Below are 24,439 nucleotides of genomic sequence, written 5' to 3' on the forward strand. Positions count from 1 at the left end.
AAACTATATCACCACTAAGTCCGCATTAATTGCGCCAGCTTGCTTTAAGCCTTCCAAAATTGCCATGACGTCACCAGGAGCCGCGCCCACCTGATTAACCGCACGAACAATATCATTTAATGACGCACCAGGATCAAAAACAAACATATGTCCACTATCAGGAGCAATATCAATACCTTCACGAGGCGAAATGATAGTTTCCCCACCGGTTACCGTTCCATCTTTCCCAGCAACAGGTGGAACCTCTTTGATGGTTACCGTTAAACTGCCATGAGTAATCGCTGCTGGTGAGACCTTAACATGCTGACCAATAATAATAGTGCCAGTTCGCGAGTTAATAACAATACGTGCTTTTTCTTCCGCCACTTCAACATCTAAATTCTCTAAAATCGACAAATACGTAACACGCTGACTAGGATCACGAGGTGCCGACACTCGAATTGATGTAGCATCCAATGTTGTAGCGACACCAGGACCGAGTAAATTGTTAATTTTATCGGATACTTGTTTTGCCGTAGTAAAATCTGGTCGATTTAAATTAAAAGTCAAAGTGTCGCCTGTATTAAAACTACTCGGAACCGTTCGCTCAACGCTTGCGCCGTTAGGAATACGGCCAACTGTGGGTATATTAACAGCGGTTCTTGAGCCATCCGCTCCATTAGTTCCTAACCCACCAACAACCAAGTTACCTTGCGCAATAGCGTACACCGCACCATCGGCACCTTTTAGTGTCGACAATAACAACGTACCACCACGCAACGCACTGGCATTACCAATAGAAGAAGCCGTAACATCAATTTTTTGGCCAGGCTTAGAAAAGGCAGGCAGGGTCGCTGTCAATGATACAGCGGCAATATTTTTCGATGTTGCACTAACACCTTGCGGCAAAGTCACGCCGAAGCGGGATAACATACTGGCAAAGCTTTGGTTTGTAAAAGGCGTACTATCACCCGTTCCATTAAGGCCAATAACCAAACCATAGCCAAACAATTGGTTTTCTCGAACCCCTTGAACACTAGCAATGTCCTTCAGACGTTCAGCCTGAACAGAAAAAGATAATAAATATAAGACAATTAGTGCTATGAGCTTCATCGCATCACCTATTTAAGAGGCAAAAGCCTCCAGCTGTTAAATCATTAAATTAATAAGGCATGTTACTGGCATTAAGCAAACGACTCACCCAACCTTGTTCACTTCCAGCTGCCACGTCGCCCGTACCTGAGTATGTAATTCTTGCGTCTGCCACACGCTCGGACTCAACCGTATTATCAGGAGAAATATCTTGTTTACGCACCATTCCGGAAAACCGAATGTATTCATCCCCTTGATTCAGACGTAGCCATTTCTCACCACGCACAGCAAGCAGCCCATTAGGATAAGCCTTATAAACAGTAACAGAAATGGTTCCACTTAAACTGTTATTTTGATTAGCCGACGCATTTCCCGAAAAATCAGTTCCTTGCTGCGGCAACGTGGTATCCATTCTAAGCTCTTGCCCTAAGACTGTCGGGTTTTCAATGGTTGCTGATGATGATTTAGACACTGTGGCCGCATTTGCTTTGGTCGACGTTGTTGTTTCATTCAAGTTGATGGTCAAAATATCCCCAACCTTACTGGCTTTTTGGTCGCCAAAAAACACGTCTCCCATACCAGTCTGATAAATACCACCTGTTGGAGCTTGGGAAGGAGCCATACCGTTCGGATATACTGGCGCATAATAGGGGTCATCGGACTGTATTGAATGCGTAATTTTCGGACCATTCAATGGGTCATTCGGATTAGGAACATAACCTTCTCTAGGCGCTTCCTCTGGCGTTGTCTGTTCTTCCGTATCATTGTTATTGGTTACCGCATCAACGACAGCATCCGTTAATGCGCCTGCAGCACCTGCGGCAGCGGCATTAGCAACCGCTTGCTCATTCACATTCACATCCCAAGAAAGGCAGCCCGACAAGCAAGCGCTAAAAGCAACCAAAAAAGCAAACTTAATCTTCATCATATTCCACACGCTACTATAGCTGCTGTATCGCAAAGCTCATCATGCCATCTGCCGATGCGATCACTTTAGAATTCATCTCATACGCTCTTTGCGTTGTAATCATATTAACCAATTCTTCAATAGAATTGACATTTGATGCTTCTAGCATACCTTGACCAATCGTACCTAATGAATCTGTACCAGGAACCCCAACCTGAGGCGGCCCACTAGCATTTGTCTCTGTAAATAAATTCTGCCCTGCTGAATTCAATCCAGTTGGGTTAACAAAACCGGCAATATTAATCGCACCAACCTGCTGAGCATCGGCATCACCATTCTTACGAACCGACACAATACCATCTTCCGCAATCATGATTTCAATGACATCTGGGTCAATCTGAATACCAGGCTCAACCACCAAACCACCTGATGTCGAAAGCTGCCCCTGACTGTTTAATTGAAGACTACCATCACGGGTATAAGCAATGGTGCCATCTGGCTGTAACACTTGTAAAAAACCTTTACCTTGGATAGCAATATCGAGCTGCCTATCCGTCATATTGTAATCACCATTTGAGAAGTCTTTTTGCGAAGCCCCTACTTTTACACCAGTACCTAGCTGAAGACCGGATGGCAGCTCTGCATTTTGAGCACTTAATCCGCCTGGCGCACGAACGGTTTTATACATAAGATCTTCGAATACCGCTCGGTCTTTTTTAAACGCGGTTGTTGATACGTTTGCCAAGTTGTTGGCTACAACATTCAATTGCTTATCCATGGCACTTAAACCGGTTTTACTGACCCATAATGCTGAATTCATAAAAGCCTCTAAATTTATATCATTTATTCTGTGTGTTTACTCAACGATTTTAAGATGAGCGCTGCAGTATTCGAGCGGAAGAATCGGCGTTATTGCGAATGGTATCCATCATCTTCACATTCATTTCAAAACGACGAGCTAGGTTCATAATGTGTGTCATCTCTTCAACGGCATTAACATTACTTCCCTCTATAAAACCACTTGCTAGTTTAACATTTGGGTTTATATCCAGCGGTTGGCCATCGCGTGTATGAATCAATCCATCTTCTTCTTTGCGTAAATTCTGTTTATCTGGATTCACTAGCTTAATTTGATTAAGAACCGCTACTTCATTATTTGCTCCACCCTGAGGAACAATAGAAATAGAACCATCCTCGGTGATATTGATACTATCAACAGGCGGAAGAAAAATAGGACCATCTACTCCGGCAACAGGCAAACCTCGTCCTGTTACTAGTTGCCCTGCGGCATTAATTTGCAAGTCTCCAGCTCGTGTATACGCTTCTTGCCCACTGTCATCATAAACGGCAATGAAGCCATCACCGGCAACAGCTACATCAAGATTGCGACCAGTTTGAATCATATCTCCCTGAGTGTAACGAGTAGCGGGATTTTCTGTCATTGCATATACACGGCTAGGGTAATAGTCGCCATATACCTGCATCGAACGGGCTTGTTCAAAATCAGAACGGAAGCCTGTTGTGTTTACGTTTGCCAAATTGTTAGCGTGTATTGTTTGAGCATTCATGGTCTGAACACCACCACTCATTGCCAAATATAAGGCCTTATCCACTTTAATTCCCCTAGAAGAGTCCACTCTAATTAACCTTTTACTATCAAAAAACGTACCAACTTAAATAGCGCCGGTAAAAAGGCAAAAAAAATGCCGAAACAGCGAGGCTGCTCCGGCATGAAATCTTCTCTCTCCAGAAAATTAACGTAAATTTATAATCGTTTGAGTGACCGTATTTTCGGTTTCTAATGTTTTACTATTTGCTTGATAATTCCGCTGAGCCTCAATCAGAGCAACCAATTCAGCGGTTAGATCAACATTTGATTCTTCTAATGCACCACCTTGAATTCGTCCCAAGGTACCACTATTTGGACGACCAATATCAGCTGGTCCAGAACCTTTACTAGCTAGCCAGCCAGTGTGACCATTAGGAATAAGACCGTCGGTACTATCAAAGTTTGCCAACGCTATCTGGCCAAGTGTTGCCGTTTGTTGATTAGAATAGGTTGCCACCAACAAACCATCCTCATCAAAAGAAACCCCCTGAAGCTCGCCAGCAGCAAAACCGTCTTGATCAAAAGTATCGGTATTTTCTAAAGCGAATTGAGTCGATCCAAATAAGTCTAAAGGTGTAACCTTACCTCGATTGGATGGATCAATCCCCGTTATTTCTAAATTGATTGGCTGAGGGACATCATAAGGAGGTAAACCGCGATATGTTCCACGCAAGTTACCAGCAGCATCAAAACCTACTGATGTATTTTCTTTCAAAAAGCGAGTTTCATTTCCGGTCAATGGGTCTGTGTAAGTTTCTTTGCCATCCAAAGTAACACGCAACTCATAATCATTATTTTCACCCTGCTTAATGAAGTAATAACCTAAAGTATGCGCACCACCCACAGAGTCATATACTGTTCGAGTATTACCATAGTTGTAAGAATCAACATTTAAAGGGTCAAATTCATCACGAGCAACAGAGCTGTTATCACGAACTTCAGTAGGAGCAAGCGTTGAAGTAATAGCCACTCCGCCTAGCGTACCATTGATAGTTATGGGGGCTTGCGTCATTGCAGCAATATCTGCGGCACCAGGTTTTGCAGCACCAAGATAAAGAAGCTGATTCGGCTGCTCAAGAATACCGTCACCGTTATAATCCACACCACCCTCAGACGTATTATAAGTGGCGTAGGTTTCCCCCATAAACGGGACACCAGTATCATCGGTTAAATTACCATCCACCGTAACATGAACTTGATAGGTATTTGGCAATTCACTCTTCGAATAATAATAAGTCACAACGTGAGTTCGACCATTCGCATCAACAGCACCTTGTGTTTGAGTATAATTGTAGGAATCGGGGTTGGTTGGATCAAAGTCAGCCTTAATGTAAGCAGGAACATCTTTATTGTCTGAGTTCAAATTCACCTTCAATTCCATGGACGTTGTTGCCTCTGGTGCAATTCGATCCGTCGGAATTTTTAAATCTTCTAAATTCCCGCCTACAACATTATCTACCGCATTAAACCCCTGAACATGGCTTCCTGTATTTGTTACCAAAAAGCCACTCTCATCCAGCTTAAAATTCCCTGCTCTTGTGTAGGTCTGAGAAACTCCAGCGTCCAACACAAAAAATCCTGATCCATCAACCGCCAAATCAAGATTGTTATCAGTATAAGATAAGTTCCCTGGTGCAAACTCTTGCGACACTTTACTAACACTCACACCAGAACCAATGCTGTTGCCACTTCCGGCACCTAACACACTAGTGTTATAAAGGTCATCAAATTCAATGCGAGACTTTTTAAAGCCTGTCGTGTCGGCGTTGGCAATATTATTACCGGTAACACTTAAATAATCGGCAGACGCTTTAATGCCAGATAGTGCAGTATTGAATCCCATAATATTCTCCAATCACCCTAATATTTCTAATTCATTCGTGAGTTTGATTTTGCCGTGGTTTTCTACATTCAACACAGTGCCATTTTCACCATTGATGGTGACACCTTGAATCCGCGCTGGCAGCTGAATACTTGCTGTCGAAACCTCACCTTTTTCATCCGTTGATGAGGCGGCAAAACGATATTCCCCAGACGGCAATATATTTCCGTCATCATCCAACTTATCCCATTTATACTCGCCGGAATCTAAAGGCACAGTACGAACAAGACGATTATCTGCATCAAATATTTTTAACGACGCCGACTGTGAATTTTCAGGTATAACAGCTCTAACTTGTACACCCTCTACATTGTCAGTCACATTAGTCTTATTACCATCTAATAAAATAGACTTACCAACCAGAGTAGAAGCACTAAGTGCTTGGTTAGACGTCAATGACGTTGCCATATTTTCCAGTTGATCAGAAATACTGGTCAATCGCTCTAACGAACTAAACTGTGACATTTGAGCCACCATGTCATTCGTATCTTGAGGAGCTGTTGGATCTTGCCCTTTAAGCTGCTCAATATAGAGCTTCAAAAAGACATTCTGGTCTGCTAAAGCGGCCTCATCTTTTGCAACTTCAGGTTTTTCAATTCCAGCTTTCGACTTTGCAGCATCCGTTCCATACTGGGAAATTAATCCACTTAAGCCTTTCGTATCAGATATATTTGCCATCTGTCAGCTCCTATGACTGCCCAAGCGTGAGCATTTTCTGCATCATACTTTTTGCTGAGTTCATAATTTCTACATTCGTCTGAAAAGATCGAGAAGCTGACATCATATCGGCCATCTCTTCAATTGGGTTTACGTTTGGATAAAACACATAACCATCTTCATTTGCCATAGGATGATCCGGCTCATATCTTGGTTGCAATGGAGCATCAGACTCCACAATGCCATCCACTTTCACACCAATACCAGCACCACTATTATCGATGGTTGCATTCCCCCAACCATATTGACGCATGCTGTCATTCATCATTTTTGAAAACACAGGCTTGCGCGCACGATAAGTTTGATCCGCTGAACTAGCCGCACTGTCAACATTCGCCATATTACTCGCGACCGTATTTAAACGTACGGTTTGGGCGCTCATTGCAGATCCTGATATAGTGAAAATATTACTCAATGACATCGTTATTAATTCCCAGCAAGCGCTTTTTTCATACCGTTAATTTTTCGGTCCAAAAACATAAAACTCGTATCAAACTGAAGAGAGTTCTGAGCAAATTCAGCTTGTTCTCTTTGCATATCTACCGTGTTTCCATCCAATGATGGTTGACTAGCATTTCGATATAGCAACCCATCTGGTTCACCAGCAAAACCTTCTGCGTGAATGTGACGAGGATTCGTTTCAGCTAGTTGCAATCGGCTTTGCTCTTTATTCAAATAGGAATCAAATGAAATATCTCTCGCCTTAAAATTTGGTGTATCAGCGTTAGCAATATTGTTTGCAAGGACAGCCGCTCTAGCACTTCTAAACTCTAACGTTTTATCATGTCCTGCAAATGCACTTGCGAAAGATATAGCCATTTAATCCTCAATAAAAAACAATCTACCTTGGAAAAGATAAAGCAATTATGATGCCAAAATAAAAAAACCATAAAAATCATAAAGTTAAGAAAATAAAAACAATAAACGGCAAAAAGCGGCAATAAAAAAGATAGTATAAAGACAACAAAAAAGCCCGCCTAACAGAGTTAGACGAGCTCTAGGAATGAACTAAAGAGTATTGGATTACAAGTTACAAAGCTTTTGCTTTATAGACTATTCCCGGGTGACATTGAACAATTTCAAAATAATCAGACAATCCACTCAAAGCCTCTGAACCACCTAAAAACAAGTAGCCCCCAGGCTTCAATGAAGCATGCATTCTTTTGAGAATGTCTAACTTTAGATCCACAGTAAAATAAATCAGTACATTTCTGCAAAAAATAACATCGAACTTGCCTAACATTGAAAAAGAGTCGATTAAGTTCAAATATTTAAACTCAACACGAGAACTCAAGTTTGGCTTAATCTTCCAAGTCTGATCATTTACTTTATCAAAGTAGCGACGCTGTAAGTCCGCTCCAAGTCCACGAGCGATGGCTAAACTATCGTACTCTCCCTGCTTGGCATGCTGGAGAATATTTGTACAAATATCCGTCGCTATTATCTTCTCACCCGCTTTTAAAACACCAGGACGAGAAGACTTAAACTCCTCAATAACCATACTAATAGAATAAGGCTCTTGACCTGTAGAAGAAGCTGCAGACCAAATCCTTAACGGTGAAACCTTCATCTCTGGTAAAACTTTATCTCTTAAAATTGTAAAGGGATGAGAATCTCTAAACCAAAGCGTTTCATTCGTTGTCATTGCATTAATGACTTCTTCTTTTAACTTAGAACCACCTAACCGCTCTAATGCGTCTACCAATTGCTCAATTTTAGAGAACCCCTCTCTCTCTAAAATTTTACCAAGGCGACTCGCAACCAAATATTGCTTATTGTCACTTAATGAGATTCCACAAACCTTCTGTAGATAATCTCGAAACCTAACATAGCCATTAGGTGTAATTGCATTTGTACTACTGAGCATTAAAACTCCATAAGTGACAGGTTCAACTATTAAAAATACAGGTATTAGAAAACAAAATTATTCAGATTGTACCTGTACTGTTTCAATTGCCAATCTAGCCAATTCATCCGGCTGAAATTTAGCCAAAAATCCATCAGCTCCTACTTTTTTAACCATTGCTTCGTTAAACACACCGCTAAGTGAAGTATGGAGTAATATAAACAAGTCCTGTAAACGGCTATCGTTACGGATTGCGGTTGTTAAGGTATAGCCATCCATTTCTGGCATTTCAATATCCGAAATCACCATAGAAAACTCTGTCGTTACATCCTTACCCTCAGCAACCATGTTTTGAAGATAAGTTAGTGCTTCACGACCATCACATAACACAGTAGTAGCAAAGCCAACCTGTTCCATACAACGTTTAATCTGTTTACGTGCTACAGAAGAATCATCCACAATTAATATGTGATGCTTTTGAGCATTTTCAGTTACACCAGAATTGACAATACCATCTGAAATATCTTGACGCATAGGAGCCACTTCAGAAAGAATTTGCTCAACATCAATAATTTCAACCATCTCTTTCTCAACCTGACAAACTGCAGTTAAGTAGTTGTCATTCGATAACCCTTTTGGCGGTGGCTGAATATCACTCCAATTCATATTAACAATACGTTCAACACCACGAACCAGAAAGCCCTGAATTCTGCGGTTATATTCCGTAATAATGACAAAGCACTGACTGATATTTTCGATTGGACTTGCACCAGTTGCCAACCCTAAGTCTAAGATGGGAATGGTACCACCACGAATATGGGCAACACCTCTTACCACAGGAGAACTATGAGGCATAGTTGTTAGCTTAGGACACTGAAGCACTTCTTTTACTTTAAAGACGTTAATGCCGTATATTTGCTTACCATTTAAGCGAAATAACAACAATTCTAGTCGATTTTCCCCTACGAGCTGTGTACGTTGGTTAACAGTATCCAGAACTCCAGCCATAAACGCCTCCAAAATGTGTAAACATTATACTGAGGTATAACCTCAAATTGTTAAAATGTATCATCCAATGATAAAGTGATTTTAATTTTTTTACTAACTATCTTATTTATCACGTAATAATAAACAAAGAGAACAAATCATGCGAATTACAAGGCTAAGCATAGCCTTCTTTTGTTTCCAAGCAGGCTTATTATTTGCCACCCCAGTTGAAGAACAAATCCATCGCTACATCAACCAAGTAGAAATACCTCGGTTGTCAGATATTTACCCTAATGCCACCATTAACATTTCCCTAAATAATAGTGCAGCTCTCAATTACCTACCTGATTGCGATAACAAATCAATACAAATCAGCAATCAAAGACCTGAAGCAACAAAACGAACTAATTACGAAATCAGTTGCGAGTCGCCAATTTGGAAATCTTATGTTCCTGTCACTCAGACCATTATGCTTCCCGCTATTAAAGCCATCACTCCTATCAACAGAGGACAAATCATCAGCAAATCAAACACAGATGTTGGCGAAGTGGATATATCCAGTTTAAGAGGACATATTTTCACCGAGAAGAACCCACCCTACGGCCTTGTTGCATCACGGAATTTACGCATAAACACCTTTATTACAGACGCTTTAACGACTCCTCCAACACTTGTCAAAAAAGGCGACTCCGTACTAATAACAGCAAGAAGCGGTACAATTATAGTTAAAATGAATGGCATCGCCCTAGAAAACGGCGTAAAAAATCAACAGATTCGAGTTAAAAACGCCAGTTCTGGACGAATTATATACGCCAAAGTTGTAACTGACAGTGAGGTTCTTGTAAACTATTGATCAAATAGTGATAGGCGACTTATAAATTCTCTTTTTGTGTTTTTTGTACTAAAGTATTTATAAACTCAGCCGACAACATAGACAGGCAAATCATAATCAGGGCGGAAAACCCAATGGCAATACATTTTTCAGGTCTATCAAATCAAAGCACCATCAACAAAAGTGAGCGATCGCAAAAAGATGATGTTGCTAACAATACAACAGCAAAAAATAACGCTGTTCAAAGCGGTGGAACCCTTGCGGAAGATACTGTGAAGTTAAGTGGAGCGGCACAAACACTACAAACTCAGCAATCTAAAATTAATAGTTTGCCTGATGTAGATATGGATAAGGTAGAGAAAATCAAAAGTGCCATTGCAGCTGGCGAGTACAAAATCGATACTCAAAAACTTGCAAATAACATGGCCTCTATGGATTCGCTATTCTAGGCTGTACTAAATATACAGCCTTAAAGCGATCTGCCTTATGATTCCTATTGCCCCTATATTTGTCAGAAGCAAAGAGATTTTACAAAAACTCTCATTGCTTCTTGATGAAGAAAGACTAGCTTATGGCGAAATAGATAGTGAGGCAATAATCGAGCTATCCAACCAAAAACAAACCCTCCTCGACGAAATGAATCTTCTTAATGAGAAAAGAGTCAACATTCTCATTAAATTTGACATTGTCGATAGGAAAAACCCTACTGAAGAAGAATTTAAAGATTGGCTTAGTCAACAAGATAGCTCAATGGATGACATTAGGCTTTTAATGAAAGACTGTGAAGCCCTACTTCAGAACTGTAAAATTAAAAACAATACAAATGCACGCATCTTAAACACCCTGCAAAAACGCAATAAGCATCTTTATGAGCTTCTTCAAGGCCATAACAATAAAAATAAGGTTTATACTTCTAGAGGCTCTACTCGCCCAGTCAGTAGTAAACACACCCTCGGCCGCGCTTAAAAAGTCATAAAAATCAATGCGATACTAAGATTTCATTTGTATTTTCTCCTTAATTAAGGTATAAATCCCACTCAATAATACGTCCTCATAGGTAAACAGGATATACCGGCCGCCTCCTAAGCAGCTATTCCAGGTTCGAGTCCTGGTGGGGACACCATTTCAAAAAACCATAAAAAAAGAACTCAAAAGCTAATACTGTTCACTTAAGGCTTTTATCTATTCAGCAGCTACTTCTTAATATTGATCAACTCCACCCATTTTCAAATCATTTAACTGAGTCCGCATTAACTCTTTCTTCAAAACCAATATCAGGCTACGACGCCTACCTGAAGATCAAGTTCTTTAGTGAATGTCAGAGGTAGTTCTTTTTTGGGGTGAAACGGTCAAAGATTGTTTCTAAGTGAAAGAAAGCGAGGCCTAATAGGACTAGGCCTCGCGTGGTGAAGAAGACAAAGACAAGATATCCACTATATCATCATGCAGCTCCCTCTTAAGTGAGCAGCATAACTTACTTGGCTCCTTTTTTATCAACTAAATGACAAATTACTCTGAGATATCATTGCTCGATAAAGCTTCTGGTCGTTTCGAGAAAATACGACGCACGATAACAAAGAATAAAGGTACAAAGAATATTGCCAGAACAGTCGCTGTTAACGTACCACCCACAATACCAGAACCAATTGAAATTCGGCTATTTGCACCAGCACCGGAAGACAAGGCTAACGGCAGGGTTCCCACCATAAACGCCATAGATGTCATGATAATAGGCCGTAGACGCAAACGAGCAGCTTGGGTAGCGGCATCCCAGACATTTACACCACGACGGTAGGCGGCTTCCGCAAACTCAACAATCAAAATAGCGTTTTTCGACGAAAGACCAATTGTCGTCAACAGAGCAACCTGAAAGTAGACATCGTTCTCCAATCCACGTAAATGCGCAGCACCTGCAGAACCAATTACCCCAAGAGGAATAACCAAGATCACAGAAAACGGCACAGTCCAGCTTTCATATAGTGCAGCAAGGCATAAAAATACGACAAGAATAGAAATAGCGTAAAGCAATTGAGTCTGCCCACTTGATAAACGTTCTTGATAAGACAAACCGCTCCAAGAGCCCATTACACCAGGCAAACTATCTGTCACACGCTGAAGTTCATCCATCGCCGCCCCAGAGCTCACACCAGGCGCCCCAGAGCCTTGAATTTCATAAGAGGCTAAACCATTGAAACGACTCAAGCTTTTCGGTCCATAGGTCCATTCACTCTTAGCAAATGCAGAAAATGGCGTCATGGTGTTGTCGTTACCGCGAACATACCAATGCTGAAGATCTTCAGGGGCAGAACGGTACTCAGCCTCACCTTGCATATACACAGTCTTCACTCGACCACGATCGATAAAGTCATTAACATAACGACCAGCCCAAGCACTGCTCAAAGTCGAGCTAATATCTGTCATCGACAAACCAAGCGCAGAAGCTTTTTCTTGGTCAATATCAATATGCAACTGCGGCCCTTCTGATTGCGACCCCAAACGCACCCCAGTCAACAATGGACTAGCATTTGCATCGTTAAGCAAAGCATTACGCATTTCTAATAAGGTTTCACGGTCCGTATTACCTGTAGCTTGTAGCTGGAAAGTAAAACCACTACTTTGACCTAAACCTTGGATCGATGGCGGTATCAAAGAGAAAATTTGTGCATCCCGTATTCCAGCAAAAGCACCATAAGATCGTCCGACAATAGCACTGGCACTATTAGCCGGACCAACACGCTCACTCCAATCTTTTAACGCTATGAAGGCTAAACCAGCATTTTGCCCACTACCCATAAAGTTAAAACCTGAGATAGTAAAAATGTCATTCACATTCTTTTTCTCAGTTTCTAAAAAGTAAGTCTCAATCTTACGCATGACTTTATCCGTTCGAGACATAGATGCCCCTTCCGGTAAAGACACCATGACCATCACTCGACCTTGGTCTTCAGTCGGTAAGAAGCCAGATGGCAAATTCATCATTAGACCACTAAGACCCGCAACTATTAGCCCGTAAACCACCATCCAGCGAACAGGCTTTTTAACAATACTACTCACACTGTTAAAATATTTACCGGTGAAGCGATCGAAATTACGGTTGAACCAACCACCAAGCCCTTTTTTGCCTGTCTCGTGATTTGCTTTCAACAAAGTCGCACACAAGGCAGGCGTTAAGGTTAAAGCCACCACAACAGATAAAACCATCGACGCAACAATCGTGATCGAAAACTGACGATAGATAACACCTGTTGAGCCACTAAAGAACGCCATCGGTAAAAATACCGCAGACAAAACGACCGCAATACCAATTAAGGCACTGGTAATTTCTTTCATGGATTTAATCGTCGCCTCTTTCGGTGACAATTTATCTTCTTCCATAACGCGCTCGACGTTTTCTACTACGACAATGGCGTCATCTACCAACAAACCGATAGACAGCACAACCCCAAACATCGTTAAGGTATTTATGGAAAAACCGAACACTTCCAGCACACCAAAAGTCCCCAACAGGACCACTGGCACTGCGATCGCAGGAATAAGCGTTGCACGCCAATTCTGCAAAAAGATGAACATAACAATAACTACCAAGGCGATGGCTTCAAACAAGGTTTTGACCACTTCCTCAATAGAAATTCGAATAAAATCCGTATTATCAACAGGGAAAGAAAACTTATAGCCCTCAGGCAGACTATTGGATAAACCATTCAGCGTCTTTTTAACGGCTTCAGATGTCGACAACGCATTAGCGCCAGGTGCTAGCATCACGGCAACACCGGAAGCAGGATGGCCATTTAAACGTGGTATATAACCATAAGACTTACTACCAAGCTCAACTCTCGCAACATCACTTAAGCGAACCGTTGCCCCACTATCATCATAAGCCAGAATAATGTCTTTGAACTGTTCCACTGTTTGTAATTTTGATTGAGCGGTGACAGTAACATTGAGTTCTTGCCCTTCAATAATTGGATAAGCTCCAAGACTGCCAGCTGCCACTTGCGTATTTTGCGCATTAATAGCCGCTGCAATATCAGAAGGCATCAGCTTATAAGAGGCAAGTTTTAGTGGATCCAACCAAACACGCATTGCATAGGCAGCACCAAATACCTGAATACTACCCACGCCATCAACGCGGGAGACAGGGTCTTGAATACTCGATACTAAAAAATCAGAGATATCATTAGCAGTATCTTTATCGGTTTCATCATAAACAGCCGCCACCATCAAGAAGTCTGAGTTAGCTTTTCTAACCGTGACACCATTTTGCTGTACAGAGGTAGGCAAATTAGAGGTAATTTGCTGAATCTTATTTTGAACCTGTACTTGAGCAATATCTGCATCCGTACCTTGCTCAAAAGTAACATTAATGCTGGCACGACCACTTGAACTACTAGAAGATGAAAAATATAACAATCCATCCAACCCAGTCAGTTGCTGCTCTAGAACCTGAGTCACACTATTCTCAACGTTTTTTGCTGACGCCCCTGAATAGGTTGCAGAAATACTAATGGTCGGTGGTGCTACATTTGGATACTGAGAGACAGGTAAGGTCGTTATCGCACCAATACCTGCCAGCATAATTGCAATGGAAATTACCCACGCAAAAACCGGACGATTTATAAAGAAGTGAGCTAACATAGATTAATTCCCTTGAGCTGAAGAACCATTGGCGTCGACAATAGCACCCGTTTTACTGTCTCGTTTCATCGCAACGGTTATTACTTCATTGCCTGGCTTTGCCTTCATTGAACCTTCAACAATCACTTTCTCGCCCGCTTTAATTCCAGAAAGAACCAACCATTGATTCTCTATGGCACGCTCGACGGTTAAAACACGACGTTCAACCACATTTTTATCGTTAACAACCAAAGCAATGGGATTACCTTTCACATCACGAGATACCCCTTGTTGAGGCACAAGAAGTGCTGCGTTATGTGTTAACTCATGGATCAAACCACGAACAAACATACCGGGTAACAAAAGGTTATCTGGGTTTGGAAACTCAGCACGCAAAGTCACACTACCAGTGGATTCATCAACACTTACTTCTCTGGCTTTTAAGCTACCTTGGTATTGATATTTAGTACCGTCTTCAAGAATCAAAGACACCTTATTAGAACCTTTCACAACGTCATCCTGAGCAAGAAAATTACGTTGCTTCAACTGATCTAAACTGGTTTGGGATAAGTCAACAAAGATAGGATCCAATGAACGAACGGTTGTCATTACCGTTGCTTGGCTCCCCGTTACCAAGGCCCCTACCGTCACTCGAGAGATACCTATTCGGCCATCAATTGGTGATTTGATTTTGGTATAGCCTAAATTAATTCTGGCATTTTCTAAGACAGCTTCAGAGCCTTTTTGCTTTGCCCTAGCTTCTAAATAAGCAACTTCTGCATCGTCTAGATCTTGTTGAGACACATTATTTTGTTTTCGAAGTAGAGTGTAACGCTCTTTTTTTAACTGAGCCGATTTAAGACTGGCATTAGCAGACTCTAGATCAGCTTGAGCCTGGTTGTAAGAAGAAACATAAGTGGAGTCATCTAACTCATAAAGCAAGTCACCGGTCTTAACGTTTTGACCTTCTTCAAAAAAGCGCTTCTTTACAATTCCACCCACTTGAGGACGAATTTCAGCAACCAAACTTGATGTAGTTCGTCCTGGTAATTCCGCAATTAAATCTGTTTTTTTAGGCTCAATAGTTACAACACCTACTTGAGCCTTAGGGGGAGCAGATGGGGCTGCCGCTGACTTAGGGGACTCCTCCTGACAACCAACCAGCAACAAAACAAGCAATATACTTGAAGCAAATTTAAATTTAGACAACATTGAGGAGACTTCCTTTCAAAATATTGAGAATGATCATTCACAGGCACTATAATATAAGCAATACGCCTAATATATGACAAATCGTGCAAATAAATGAGAACTATTAAACTACCATGCAATAACGACCTGCGAAAACAATGCATTATTGATGCCATGGAGCAACACGTTCTAACGAAAGGTTTTCATAAAGCAAGCATGAGTGAAATTGCAAAAACGGCAGGGTTAAGCGTGGGTCAAATTTACCGTTACTATGCCCATAAAGATGACATTATCTGTGCATTAGTAGAGCAGCTTACGCAAAAAAGATTACAGTTTATGTCCTCTTTTCTAGATAAGAAGGATTGGCTAAAAAGGCATTTTTCTGAAGAAAGCCAAGAAACTCATAATATGAGAATCATGCACACAGAAATTCAGGCTGAAGCGACTCGCAATCCAGTGATTGCCAAAATTTATCGTGAATCACATATTCGACTGCAAAAGCGAGCGGTTGTCATCCTAACAGCACGTTACCCTGAAATAACAGAAAAAGAAGCCATCGCGCGTATTGAAATGCTAGTAACCTTAGCAGAAGGGCTTTTGGTCCGTTGGGACTTCCAAACGAGGCCTTTTAGCAAAGAAACATACAAAATATATCACCAAACGCTCAACAACATTCTGCCAGATACTTTTAACTAAATGGATTTAGATGGTTTAAAAATCGCTCGAATTTGCGGCCATCGACTCACCACCATAGCGATAAAAATCAACACACAGCCAAAAATCTGCCCAGATGCCATCGACTCACTAAACCAGATCACTGCAAAAATCGCCGTCCAAACAGGCTCCAAATTCATAATAACGGCCGCATGACTCACAGGAGTCAAACTCATCCCATAGGTCTGTAAAAAAAAGCGCAGGCTGCTTGCTACCAAAGTACTAAGCAAAAACCACCCACCAACAGCCATACTGACACTGTACGGTAATGACTCAGTTAATAAAGATAGAAACAATAAAAAACCACCAGCTACCGTTAGCTGAATGGCAGTTAGCACCAAGGCATGCATGCGCATAGAAAAACGAGACAACAAATTTAGCTGAAATGCAGAACCTATCGCCGCCCCTAAAAAATACAAATGAGACAATTCAAAATTCATCCCATTGTTCAGTGCTAAAAAGCCCAAGCCAATAACTGCAATTGGCAAAGCAACCCAAATACTCAGTGGTGGACGAGCCCCAAACATATAACGAGCAACAACAGGAACTAGAACCACGCCAAGGCTAGTAATGAAAGCCCCTACCCCTAAGTTTGAGCCTTGATCTAATCCTGTGACCCAAAACATCATAGAGATGCCCATCACTAAACCTACTAGGCTAGCTTGTTTAACATTTTGCCAATCTAGACCTCGAAAGTACTTCTGCCCCGCAAGAAACAAAACAAAGCCAGCAACAATAAAGCGCACTCCCATAAAAAAAAGTGGCGGTAAGCCGGCTAATGCTTCCTTAGAAAAAATCCAGCCAAAACCAGCCAAAATAGTCACCAGTACCAGTATTAATTCGGCTTTAAAATGAGCACCCTGTTTCAAGAGCTTTCCTTACGAGAAAATAACTAATTAAATTAGAGTCTTAAGCGGACTAAAAGACATAACAAAAAAAGCCCACAGAACCGCAGATAATGCAGATTGCATGGGCTTTCAATAAAATATTTATCCTACCTAACTAGGGACTATTTAACTCCTTTTGGCCAAGCAATAAAAATAGAAATCAAAGCAGCAACGGCTAGTAACCAGCTGTATTGCACATAACCGACCAGTTCTAATGGCGATACTTTCGCCAAAGAAGATGCCAATAAGATTTGCGCACCATAGGGTAAAATTCCTTGTACCACACAAGAAAATATATCCAATAAACTAGCGCTGCGTTTCGGGTCGACATTGTAGCGTTCGGCGATATTTTTTGCGACAGAGCCATTAATCAAAATTGATACCGTATTATTCGCTGTACACAAATTAGTTAAAGCAACGGCAGCACTGATACTTAACTCACCAGCTCGTGTTGAACCCGCTTTAGCCCCAAGTGATTTACTAATGCGTTCAATAGACCCCACTAGCCAATCTAAGCCACCCTGGGATTTCATTAAGGCAGCAAGACCTCCAATCAACAAAGAAAGAATCAAAATTTCCTGCATACCAGTGTAACCAGCATAAATATCAGCAGACCAAGTGGCCACTGAATACTCTGGTTGTAGTGTTAAGCCAATGACACCCGCTAAAACAATGCCACTAAACAACACCAACATGACGTTAACACCCGCGACGGCTAAACCTAAAACCACGACATATGGCAACACACGAATTAGATCATAGTCTTGAATGTCTGTAATTTGCGCATCACTGCTTTGGAAAAATAACCAAACTAGAGTCACTAAAGCCGCAGGCATAGCGATTTTAAAATTCATGCGAAATTTGTCGCGCATGTCACAGCCCTGAGTTCGCGTTGCAGCAATCGTGGTATCCGAAATAATCGACAAATTATCACCAAACATTGCCCCACCAATAACCGTCCCCACAGTCAGCAGTAAAGGCAAATCAGCGGCTTCAGCGACACCAATCGCAATGGGAGCAATTGCAGCAATGGTTCCCATCGACGTTCCCATTGATGTCGCAACGAACGCAGTGATAACAAACAAACCCGGTAACAACAATGAAGGCGGGACAACACTCAAGCCAAAGTTAACCGTTGCATCCACACCACCAACACTTTTAGCCACGCTAGCAAACGCACCAGCCAGCAAATAAATCAACACCATGGTAATGATGGTGTTATCGCCTACACCTTGAATAAAGGTTTCAATACGCTGATTAAAGTGCCCTTTCCCCAATAAAATCGCGAAGGCAATAGCCGGCAAAATAGCAACAGGGGCAGATATCTGATAGAAGGCAAAATCCACACCTTCTGACTGATACCAAAGGCCGCTGCCCACAAAAAGAACGAGAAATAAGAATAATGGCAATAATGCCAGAGGGGATTTAGAAGTCATATCGTCTGAGGATTCCAGAGTAAGTTAACCCTATAACTTTTGGTCGTAGGGAAGAAAGGCGCGCATGATAGTAAAAAAACACTTCAAAAACCAATAACCATTGGCAATGAATGTCACCAAACGATATAACAAAAATCTCTCAGTGATAGACCATTTATATTTTAAAGACATAAAAAAGACCCAGCGTTTGCTGAGCCTTTTAGACTAAACCAGCCTTTAATAAACTATTTTTTTAGCTTATAAGCCACAACATAGTCACCAATGGTTGTACCAATAGAACCATGACCACCCGCCACCTGAACGACTATTTGCTCGCCCTTGCTGTTTAGGTACGTCATTGGTGTAGCCTGACCACCAGCTGGTAAACGACCTTTCCACAACTCTTTGCCAGTGGACAAGTCATAGGCTCGTAAATAGTTATCAACAGATGCCGCCATGAAAACCACACCACCGTCGGTAATCACAGGACCACCAATACCAGGAACGCCCATTTTTATAGGCAGCTTAAATGGTGTCATGTCTTCAATCGTACCGTTTTTATGCTGCCAAGCGGTTTTACCCGTTTTTAGGTCAACACCAGCAACATAACCCCAAGGTGGCTGCTGACATGGAACGCCCAATGGAGACAAGAAAGGTTTTAGCTCCACCGCGTAATCGGCCCCTTCATTCGAGTTCAAGCCCTGCTCACCTTTGTTTGCACCACTCAAATCGGCCCCATCTCTAGGCTGCAAAGTAGAAGTAAACGCTAAATAAAGTGGCATACCAAACATTTGCTGGCGCTTTGGATCAACGGCAATACTGCCCCAGTTAAATACCCCAAAGTTTCCTGGGTAGACAATGGTTCCTTCTACGGATGGTGGCGTATAACGGCCCTCATAACGTAGTTGCTTAAATTGGATACGGCACATGAGTTGGTCTAAAGGGGTTGCGCCCCACATATCTGCTTCCGTTAACTTTTCAGGTTTGAAAGTTAACGCTGAAGTTGGCTGAGTTTTCGCCGCGTAGTCACCTGGAATGGTTCCTTGTGGCGCAGGCTCTTCAGTTATAGGAAAAATAGGCTCACCCGTTTTACGATTCAGCACATACACATCACCTTGTTTAGTCGGCACAACCAATGCTGGCTGCTTACCAGAAGGCGTGTCCAAATCCAACAAAGCAGGCTGTGCTGGTGTGTCCATATCCCACAAGTCGTGGTGAACAAACTGCTGCACCCAAGCCACCTGACCGGTTTCAAGGCTTAAAGCCACGACCGATGTCGCGTATTTTTCTTCCGCCGGAGTACGATACATACCTAATTGATCAGGTGTTCTATTGCCCATTGGGAAATAAGCTAGACCAAGTTCTTCATCTGCACTGGCAACCGACCAGCTGTTTGGTGAACTTGTTGCGTAGGTTTCGTCTGGGCCAATTGGCGTTGTATCTTCAGGGTGACCTGAATCCCAATTCCATTTCAACTCACCTGTTTTCACATCGTAAGCTCGAATAACACCGGATGGGGAATTTATATCGTAGTTATCATTAACAGAACCCGCGACAATTACGACACCACCCGCCACTAATGGTGGTGATGTGGAGTAGTAATAACCAGACTGTTTAAACGGCATATTGTGCATTAAGTCCAATACACCATTATCGGCAAAGTTTGCGCAACGCGCTCCAGTGGTAGGATCAACAGCCAACAAACGAGCATCTGAAGTGGGCAAAAATAATTGCGCATCACATTGCATGCTCGTTAAATTCTCAGCCGGTACAGAAGATTTTTGCACAGGAGGAAGTTGTTCTGCATTGGAAGGCGGTAAATAAGATACGCCTCGGCAAGTTTGATGCTGACGCTGGCTTTCAGCAGGTACTTTGGCGTCATACACCCATTGCTCTTCACCTGTATCCGCATCGAGCGCCACAATCCAATTATGTGGCGTACAGATATAAAGCGCATTACCAACCTTTAGAGGTGTTGCTTCATACGTTGTTTCGCCCACATCTTTAGGGCCTTTCTTATCACCCGTTTGATATTGCCAAGCAAGCTGTAGCTCATCGACATTATCGGGCGTAATTTGCGCTAACGGAGAAAATCTCTGGCCTAAATTACTGCGACCATAGGCATTCCATTCCCCTTTGTTGACATCACCTGTATCTGCATCAGACATGGTTACTGAACGGGTCATTTCACCTTCAACGCTTGTCGGTGAGGTCATAAATAACGGGGAAAGAGTCACCACTGCGGTCGCCAACCAAACAGGCAAGAGTAAACGTCCACCACCTCGGCGTTTAAAATACGCCAATAACAACAGAGGAATCGCCAGAACTAAGAAAAGCCCCATTCTCGTCGCTAGAGGCCACCAGCTTAGGCCTGACTCCATAATCGACCAAATTAGCGTCCCGATTAACAACAAAGCATAAAGAAAATTCGCCATTTTATTTCGCTTTCTAAGCAACAAAGCAACAGCGATAAATGCAATGCCAGCAACTGCGTAGTAGAGACTGCCGTCTAAAGACACTAGCCAGCCACCACCTATTAGCAAAGCCAAACCTATGGCTAAAAACAATACCGAGAGAACAATCATATGACACAATCCCTTCGCGTTAAATTCACAAAATACAACAAGCAACACGGTCTCTAACAAAGCCGCATCATCACTATATCAACATAAATGATTAGAGCTCAAAGTAAAAGCATAGAACAAAAAATACGCAAACAGACTCATTTTTTACTTATTTGAAAGGGAAATAGAAAATTAATCACAAACTGAGATGTCCACTTAAGGGATATCAGCCGTCACATCAAAGCCATAAACCTTATCCAGTTTTGCCTGAATAACCTCTGGCACTAAACGTCCTGCGGCTTGTAATGCTTTTAGTTTCATCTTACCAAATACACCACCCTGTAGATGGTACAAACCAGCATTAGCTTTCGACATTTGCTGAATCCTAGTTGCTCGTGGTTTCCGTGTTTGTTCATACTTCCTCAAAGCATCATTCAAAGTGTATCGAGATACATACTCTGCTAGTACGTAAGCATCCTCGATTGCCATTGCCGCACCTTGCGCCATAAAAGGCAACATTGGATGGCAAGCATCACCAAGTAGAACAACACGACCTTGATACCATGTTGGCAACTCATCTCGACCATTTAACGCCCACAAAAAGGTACTACTGGCAGACTTTACCAATTCACTTACTTCTGGATGCCAATCAGCAAAGGCTTTCTTCAACTCCTCGACATCGCCCTCCTCACGCCAAGATTCGGATTGCCAATCACTGCGTTCTTCCACAGCAACGAAATTCACCTCATCACCACCACGTAAATAATAGCTGACAAAATGACGGCCAGGACCAGCCCAAACACAGGCATCGGGTTTGACTTCCACCATCAAGTCTCTCGCCGGAATCACGCCACGCCACGCTACTTGCCCCATAAAAGTTGGACGCTCAATACCCAGCATTTGCTCACGTACTTTCGAACGAATACCATCCGCACCGACCACCAAGTCCGCGCCAATCTCACGCCCATCATCAAGCAGCAAACACACTTCATTTGATTCTGTGGAATCACGATAACCAGAAACGGCCGCATTTAGCACCAACTCAACACCAACCTGTGAACAGGCTTCAGCCAAGACCTGATGTAAATCAGCGCGATGCAAGTGCCAATAAGGCGCGCCATAGCGGGCTTCTGCGGACTCACCTAAAGCAGATTTAAGAAAATATTCGCCTGTTTTATAATCACGTATCGCGGCACGTTGTGGTACAAAAGCAAACCGTTGCAGTTCATCTGCCACCCCCAACTTGCGTAGTACTTTCATGGCATTGGGACTCATCTGCAAACCCGCGCCCACCTCACCAAGACACGCAGTTTGCTCACAAACCGTCACCTTAACGCCACGCTTAGCCAAAGCCAATGCAGCACATAAACCTCCAATTCCCGCACCAGCAATCACAACACGATTAACCTGACTCACTCGTTTTTCCTCTTTAAAATGATGCTTTTACAAGAATTTACAGCGCCATAGTAGCGAATTTTGATCTAAAAAGTATCGATCTGTATCACACATCTTCAAACAAAAATTCAAAAAATACTTATAAAAAAGTGTGGCTCGATCCTTGCTATATTTTTCCAGTAGTGCGACAACACTATGCATAGCCTAGCCAATCAAGGTAGTGATATTGCTAGGCTAAACCTTACAAAGCAAAGAAGTCTCCCCGATGTGGGGCGGATGCACCAAAAAAGCACGCGAATGTGTGCGAGTTTAAGGCACCCACCTCCGGCTTGATAAAGAGAACGAGGTACATATGGAAAAACTAACCAGCCATTACCCGTCATCCGATTTTTTTGATGAACTTATCGATGACAAAGGCAAACCTAGAAGTCCTGCAAAACAGCTTTTGGGGTATTTAGACAGTCTTTCAGAAGACGAATTAGAAAAAAGACGCCTCACCGCAGAAGCCACCATACAAGAGATGGGAATCAGCTTCACGGTCTACACAGAAGAAGGCAATATAGACAGGGCATGGCCCTTCGATATTGTTCCCCGAACCATAAAAGCCTCAGATTGGAAAATAGCAGAATCAGGATTAAAACAACGTCTCACCGCCCTCAACCTTTTCATCAACGACCTCTATCACGACCAAAACGTCATCAAAGACGGCATCATCCCAGAACACATCATTAAAGATTCCAAAAACTTCAGGCCTGAATGCATTGGTGTATCACCAGCTCATGGCGTTTGGGCACACATTTGTGGAACAGATCTAGTACGAGATGAAAATGGCGACTTCTTTGTTTTAGAAGATAACTTACGAGTGCCTTCTGGCGTATCCTACATGTTAGAGAACCGTGCCATCACCAAACGCGTTTTACCTGAGTTGTTTGAAAATGAGTCTATCCTACCGGTTGATTCTTACACTTCGCAGTTATTTGACACCCTAGCCGCTTTATCACCGCGGGATATAGAAAACCCTGAAATTGTTGTATTAACACCAGGAATATATAACTCAGCCTACTTTGAACACGCTTTTTTAGCCCAACAAATGGGGACAGAGCTGGTCGAAGGTAGCGACTTATTTGTCGACAGTGACGACTGTGTTTACATGAAAACAATTGATGGTCCTGAGCGAGTTGATGTTATTTATCGTCGCATTGATGATTTGTTTATTGACCCCGAAGCCTTCGACCCCGAATCTGTTTTAGGTGTTGCTGGATTAATGAGAGCTTGGCGCAAAGGTAATGTCGCCTTAGCCAATGCTCCAGGAGCTGGCGTTGCCGATGACAAAGTGGTTTATGCTTATGTGCCGGATCTTATTCGTTATTACCTAAAAGAAGAGCCCATTCTGAAAAATGTTGAAACCTTCTTATGTGATGATCCAGAACAACGCGCTTACGTACTTGAAAATTTAGATAAATTGGTTGTCAAACCTGCCAACGAATCCGGCGGTTATGGCATGTTAGTTGGCCCACATTCCACCAAAAAAGAACAGGCCTTATTTGCGGAATTAATAACCAAGCATCCACGAAATTACATAGCTCAACCAACGCTAAAACTATCGACCGCACCCACTTTAATTTCCAAAGGTGCTTTAGAACCTCGCCACTTAGATCTTAGACCTTTCATATTACAAGCCAAAGACACCTACGTCACGACTGGTGGCCTAACTCGTGTGGCAATGAAAAAAGGTTCCTTGGTCGTTAATTCGTCACAAGGTGGTGGTAGTAAAGATACTTGGATCGTTGAAACTAAGGGGTAATCAT

21 protein-coding genes and 1 tRNA gene are annotated in these 24,439 nt (G+C 42.3%); 6 read left to right on the top strand and 16 right to left on the bottom strand.

What is annotated here, in order from left to right; all coding sequences use genetic code 11:
- Positions 1–3: 3 nt before the first annotated feature.
- The 10 genes from C0J08_RS16790 to C0J08_RS16835 form a co-directional block, all read right to left on the bottom strand.
- Positions 4–1,092, bottom strand: a complete 1,089-nt coding sequence (locus tag C0J08_RS16790) for a flagellar basal body P-ring protein FlgI (RefSeq protein WP_212653063.1) — start codon at positions 1,090–1,092, stop codon at positions 4–6.
- A 49-nt stretch (positions 1,093–1,141) separates the two neighbouring features.
- The gene (locus C0J08_RS16795; protein ID WP_212653064.1) at positions 1,142–1,999 is read right to left on the bottom strand and encodes a flagellar basal body L-ring protein FlgH; all 858 of its coding nucleotides are present in this window, start codon (positions 1,997–1,999) and stop codon (positions 1,142–1,144) included.
- Between the two features lie 13 nt (positions 2,000–2,012).
- Positions 2,013–2,798 carry a flagellar basal-body rod protein FlgG gene (flgG, locus tag C0J08_RS16800; protein WP_212653065.1) on the bottom strand — a complete coding sequence of 262 codons (786 nt, stop codon included), beginning with the start codon at positions 2,796–2,798 and terminating at the stop codon, positions 2,013–2,015.
- A 49-nt stretch (positions 2,799–2,847) separates the two neighbouring features.
- A complete protein-coding gene (gene flgF, locus C0J08_RS16805; protein WP_212653066.1) occupies positions 2,848–3,591 on the bottom strand; it encodes a flagellar basal-body rod protein FlgF in 744 nt (247 codons plus the stop codon).
- Positions 3,592–3,732: 141 nt separating this feature from the next.
- Positions 3,733–5,430, bottom strand: coding sequence for a flagellar hook-basal body complex protein (locus C0J08_RS16810; protein WP_212653067.1), 1,698 nt, complete (start codon positions 5,428–5,430; stop codon positions 3,733–3,735).
- A gap of 12 nt (positions 5,431–5,442) precedes the next feature.
- Positions 5,443–6,147: a flagellar hook assembly protein FlgD gene (locus C0J08_RS16815; protein WP_212653068.1), complete on the bottom strand. Its 705-nt coding sequence runs from the start codon at positions 6,145–6,147 to the stop codon at positions 5,443–5,445.
- Positions 6,148–6,157: 10 nt separating this feature from the next.
- Complete coding sequence (gene flgC / locus C0J08_RS16820; protein WP_212653069.1) at positions 6,158–6,607, bottom strand: flagellar basal body rod protein FlgC; 450 nt, start codon at positions 6,605–6,607, stop codon at positions 6,158–6,160.
- Positions 6,608–6,612: 5 nt separating this feature from the next.
- Complete coding sequence (gene flgB, locus C0J08_RS16825; protein ID WP_212653070.1) at positions 6,613–7,005, bottom strand: flagellar basal body rod protein FlgB; 393 nt, start codon at positions 7,003–7,005, stop codon at positions 6,613–6,615.
- A gap of 211 nt (positions 7,006–7,216) precedes the next feature.
- The gene (locus C0J08_RS16830) at positions 7,217–8,053 is read right to left on the bottom strand and encodes a CheR family methyltransferase (RefSeq protein ID WP_212653071.1); all 837 of its coding nucleotides are present in this window, start codon (positions 8,051–8,053) and stop codon (positions 7,217–7,219) included.
- A gap of 57 nt (positions 8,054–8,110) precedes the next feature.
- Positions 8,111–9,040: a chemotaxis protein CheV gene (locus C0J08_RS16835; RefSeq protein ID WP_212653072.1), complete on the bottom strand. Its 930-nt coding sequence runs from the start codon at positions 9,038–9,040 to the stop codon at positions 8,111–8,113.
- A gap of 139 nt (positions 9,041–9,179) precedes the next feature.
- Between C0J08_RS16835 and flgA the strand changes: the two genes are divergently transcribed.
- The 4 genes from flgA (at position 9,180) to C0J08_RS16855 (ending at position 10,974) form a co-directional block, all read left to right on the top strand.
- A complete protein-coding gene (gene flgA, locus C0J08_RS16840; protein ID WP_212653073.1) occupies positions 9,180–9,872 on the top strand; it encodes a flagellar basal body P-ring formation chaperone FlgA in 693 nt (230 codons plus the stop codon).
- Positions 9,873–9,985: 113 nt separating this feature from the next.
- Positions 9,986–10,300 carry a flagellar biosynthesis anti-sigma factor FlgM gene (gene flgM / locus C0J08_RS16845; protein ID WP_212653074.1) on the top strand — a complete coding sequence of 105 codons (315 nt, stop codon included), beginning with the start codon at positions 9,986–9,988 and terminating at the stop codon, positions 10,298–10,300.
- A gap of 37 nt (positions 10,301–10,337) precedes the next feature.
- A complete protein-coding gene (locus C0J08_RS16850; RefSeq protein WP_212653075.1) occupies positions 10,338–10,817 on the top strand; it encodes a flagella synthesis protein FlgN in 480 nt (159 codons plus the stop codon).
- Positions 10,818–10,898: 81 nt separating this feature from the next.
- Positions 10,899–10,974, top strand: a tRNA-Arg gene (locus C0J08_RS16855).
- 386 nt (positions 10,975–11,360) lie between these two features.
- Here C0J08_RS16855 and C0J08_RS16860 read toward each other — a convergent pair.
- Together C0J08_RS16860 and C0J08_RS16865 are read right to left on the bottom strand one after the other, a co-directional pair.
- Complete coding sequence (locus tag C0J08_RS16860; RefSeq protein ID WP_212653076.1) at positions 11,361–14,486, bottom strand: efflux RND transporter permease subunit; 3,126 nt, start codon at positions 14,484–14,486, stop codon at positions 11,361–11,363.
- 3 nt (positions 14,487–14,489) lie between these two features.
- Complete coding sequence (locus tag C0J08_RS16865) at positions 14,490–15,677, bottom strand: efflux RND transporter periplasmic adaptor subunit (RefSeq protein WP_212653077.1); 1,188 nt, start codon at positions 15,675–15,677, stop codon at positions 14,490–14,492.
- A gap of 93 nt (positions 15,678–15,770) precedes the next feature.
- Here C0J08_RS16865 and C0J08_RS16870 point away from each other — a divergent pair, with 93 nt between their 5' ends.
- Entirely contained in the window at positions 15,771–16,352 is a 582-nt protein-coding gene (locus C0J08_RS16870; protein WP_212653078.1) for a TetR/AcrR family transcriptional regulator, read from the top strand.
- On the opposite strand, the gene C0J08_RS16875 is transcribed toward C0J08_RS16870, so the two are convergent.
- The 4 genes from C0J08_RS16875 to C0J08_RS16890 form a co-directional block, all read right to left on the bottom strand.
- Positions 16,349–17,239, bottom strand: coding sequence for a DMT family transporter (locus tag C0J08_RS16875; RefSeq protein WP_212653079.1), 891 nt, complete (start codon positions 17,237–17,239; stop codon positions 16,349–16,351). The genes C0J08_RS16870 and C0J08_RS16875 overlap by 4 nt on opposite strands.
- 140 nt (positions 17,240–17,379) lie before the next feature.
- Complete coding sequence (locus C0J08_RS16880) at positions 17,380–18,693, bottom strand: Na+/H+ antiporter NhaC family protein (protein ID WP_212653080.1); 1,314 nt, start codon at positions 18,691–18,693, stop codon at positions 17,380–17,382.
- Positions 18,694–18,917: 224 nt separating this feature from the next.
- Positions 18,918–21,257, bottom strand: coding sequence for a glucose/quinate/shikimate family membrane-bound PQQ-dependent dehydrogenase (locus C0J08_RS16885; protein WP_212653081.1), 2,340 nt, complete (start codon positions 21,255–21,257; stop codon positions 18,918–18,920).
- A gap of 195 nt (positions 21,258–21,452) precedes the next feature.
- Entirely contained in the window at positions 21,453–22,652 is a 1,200-nt protein-coding gene (locus tag C0J08_RS16890; protein WP_212653082.1) for an FAD-dependent monooxygenase, read from the bottom strand.
- A 331-nt stretch (positions 22,653–22,983) separates the two neighbouring features.
- On the opposite strand from C0J08_RS16890, the gene C0J08_RS16895 reads away from it, so the two are divergent.
- Positions 22,984–24,435 carry a circularly permuted type 2 ATP-grasp protein gene (locus C0J08_RS16895; protein WP_212653083.1) on the top strand — a complete coding sequence of 484 codons (1,452 nt, stop codon included), beginning with the start codon at positions 22,984–22,986 and terminating at the stop codon, positions 24,433–24,435.
- Positions 24,436–24,439: the final 4 nt, after the last annotated feature.

Source organism: Marinomonas sp. CT5, from assembly GCF_018336975.1.
Lineage (GTDB): Bacteria > Pseudomonadota > Gammaproteobacteria > Pseudomonadales > Marinomonadaceae > Marinomonas.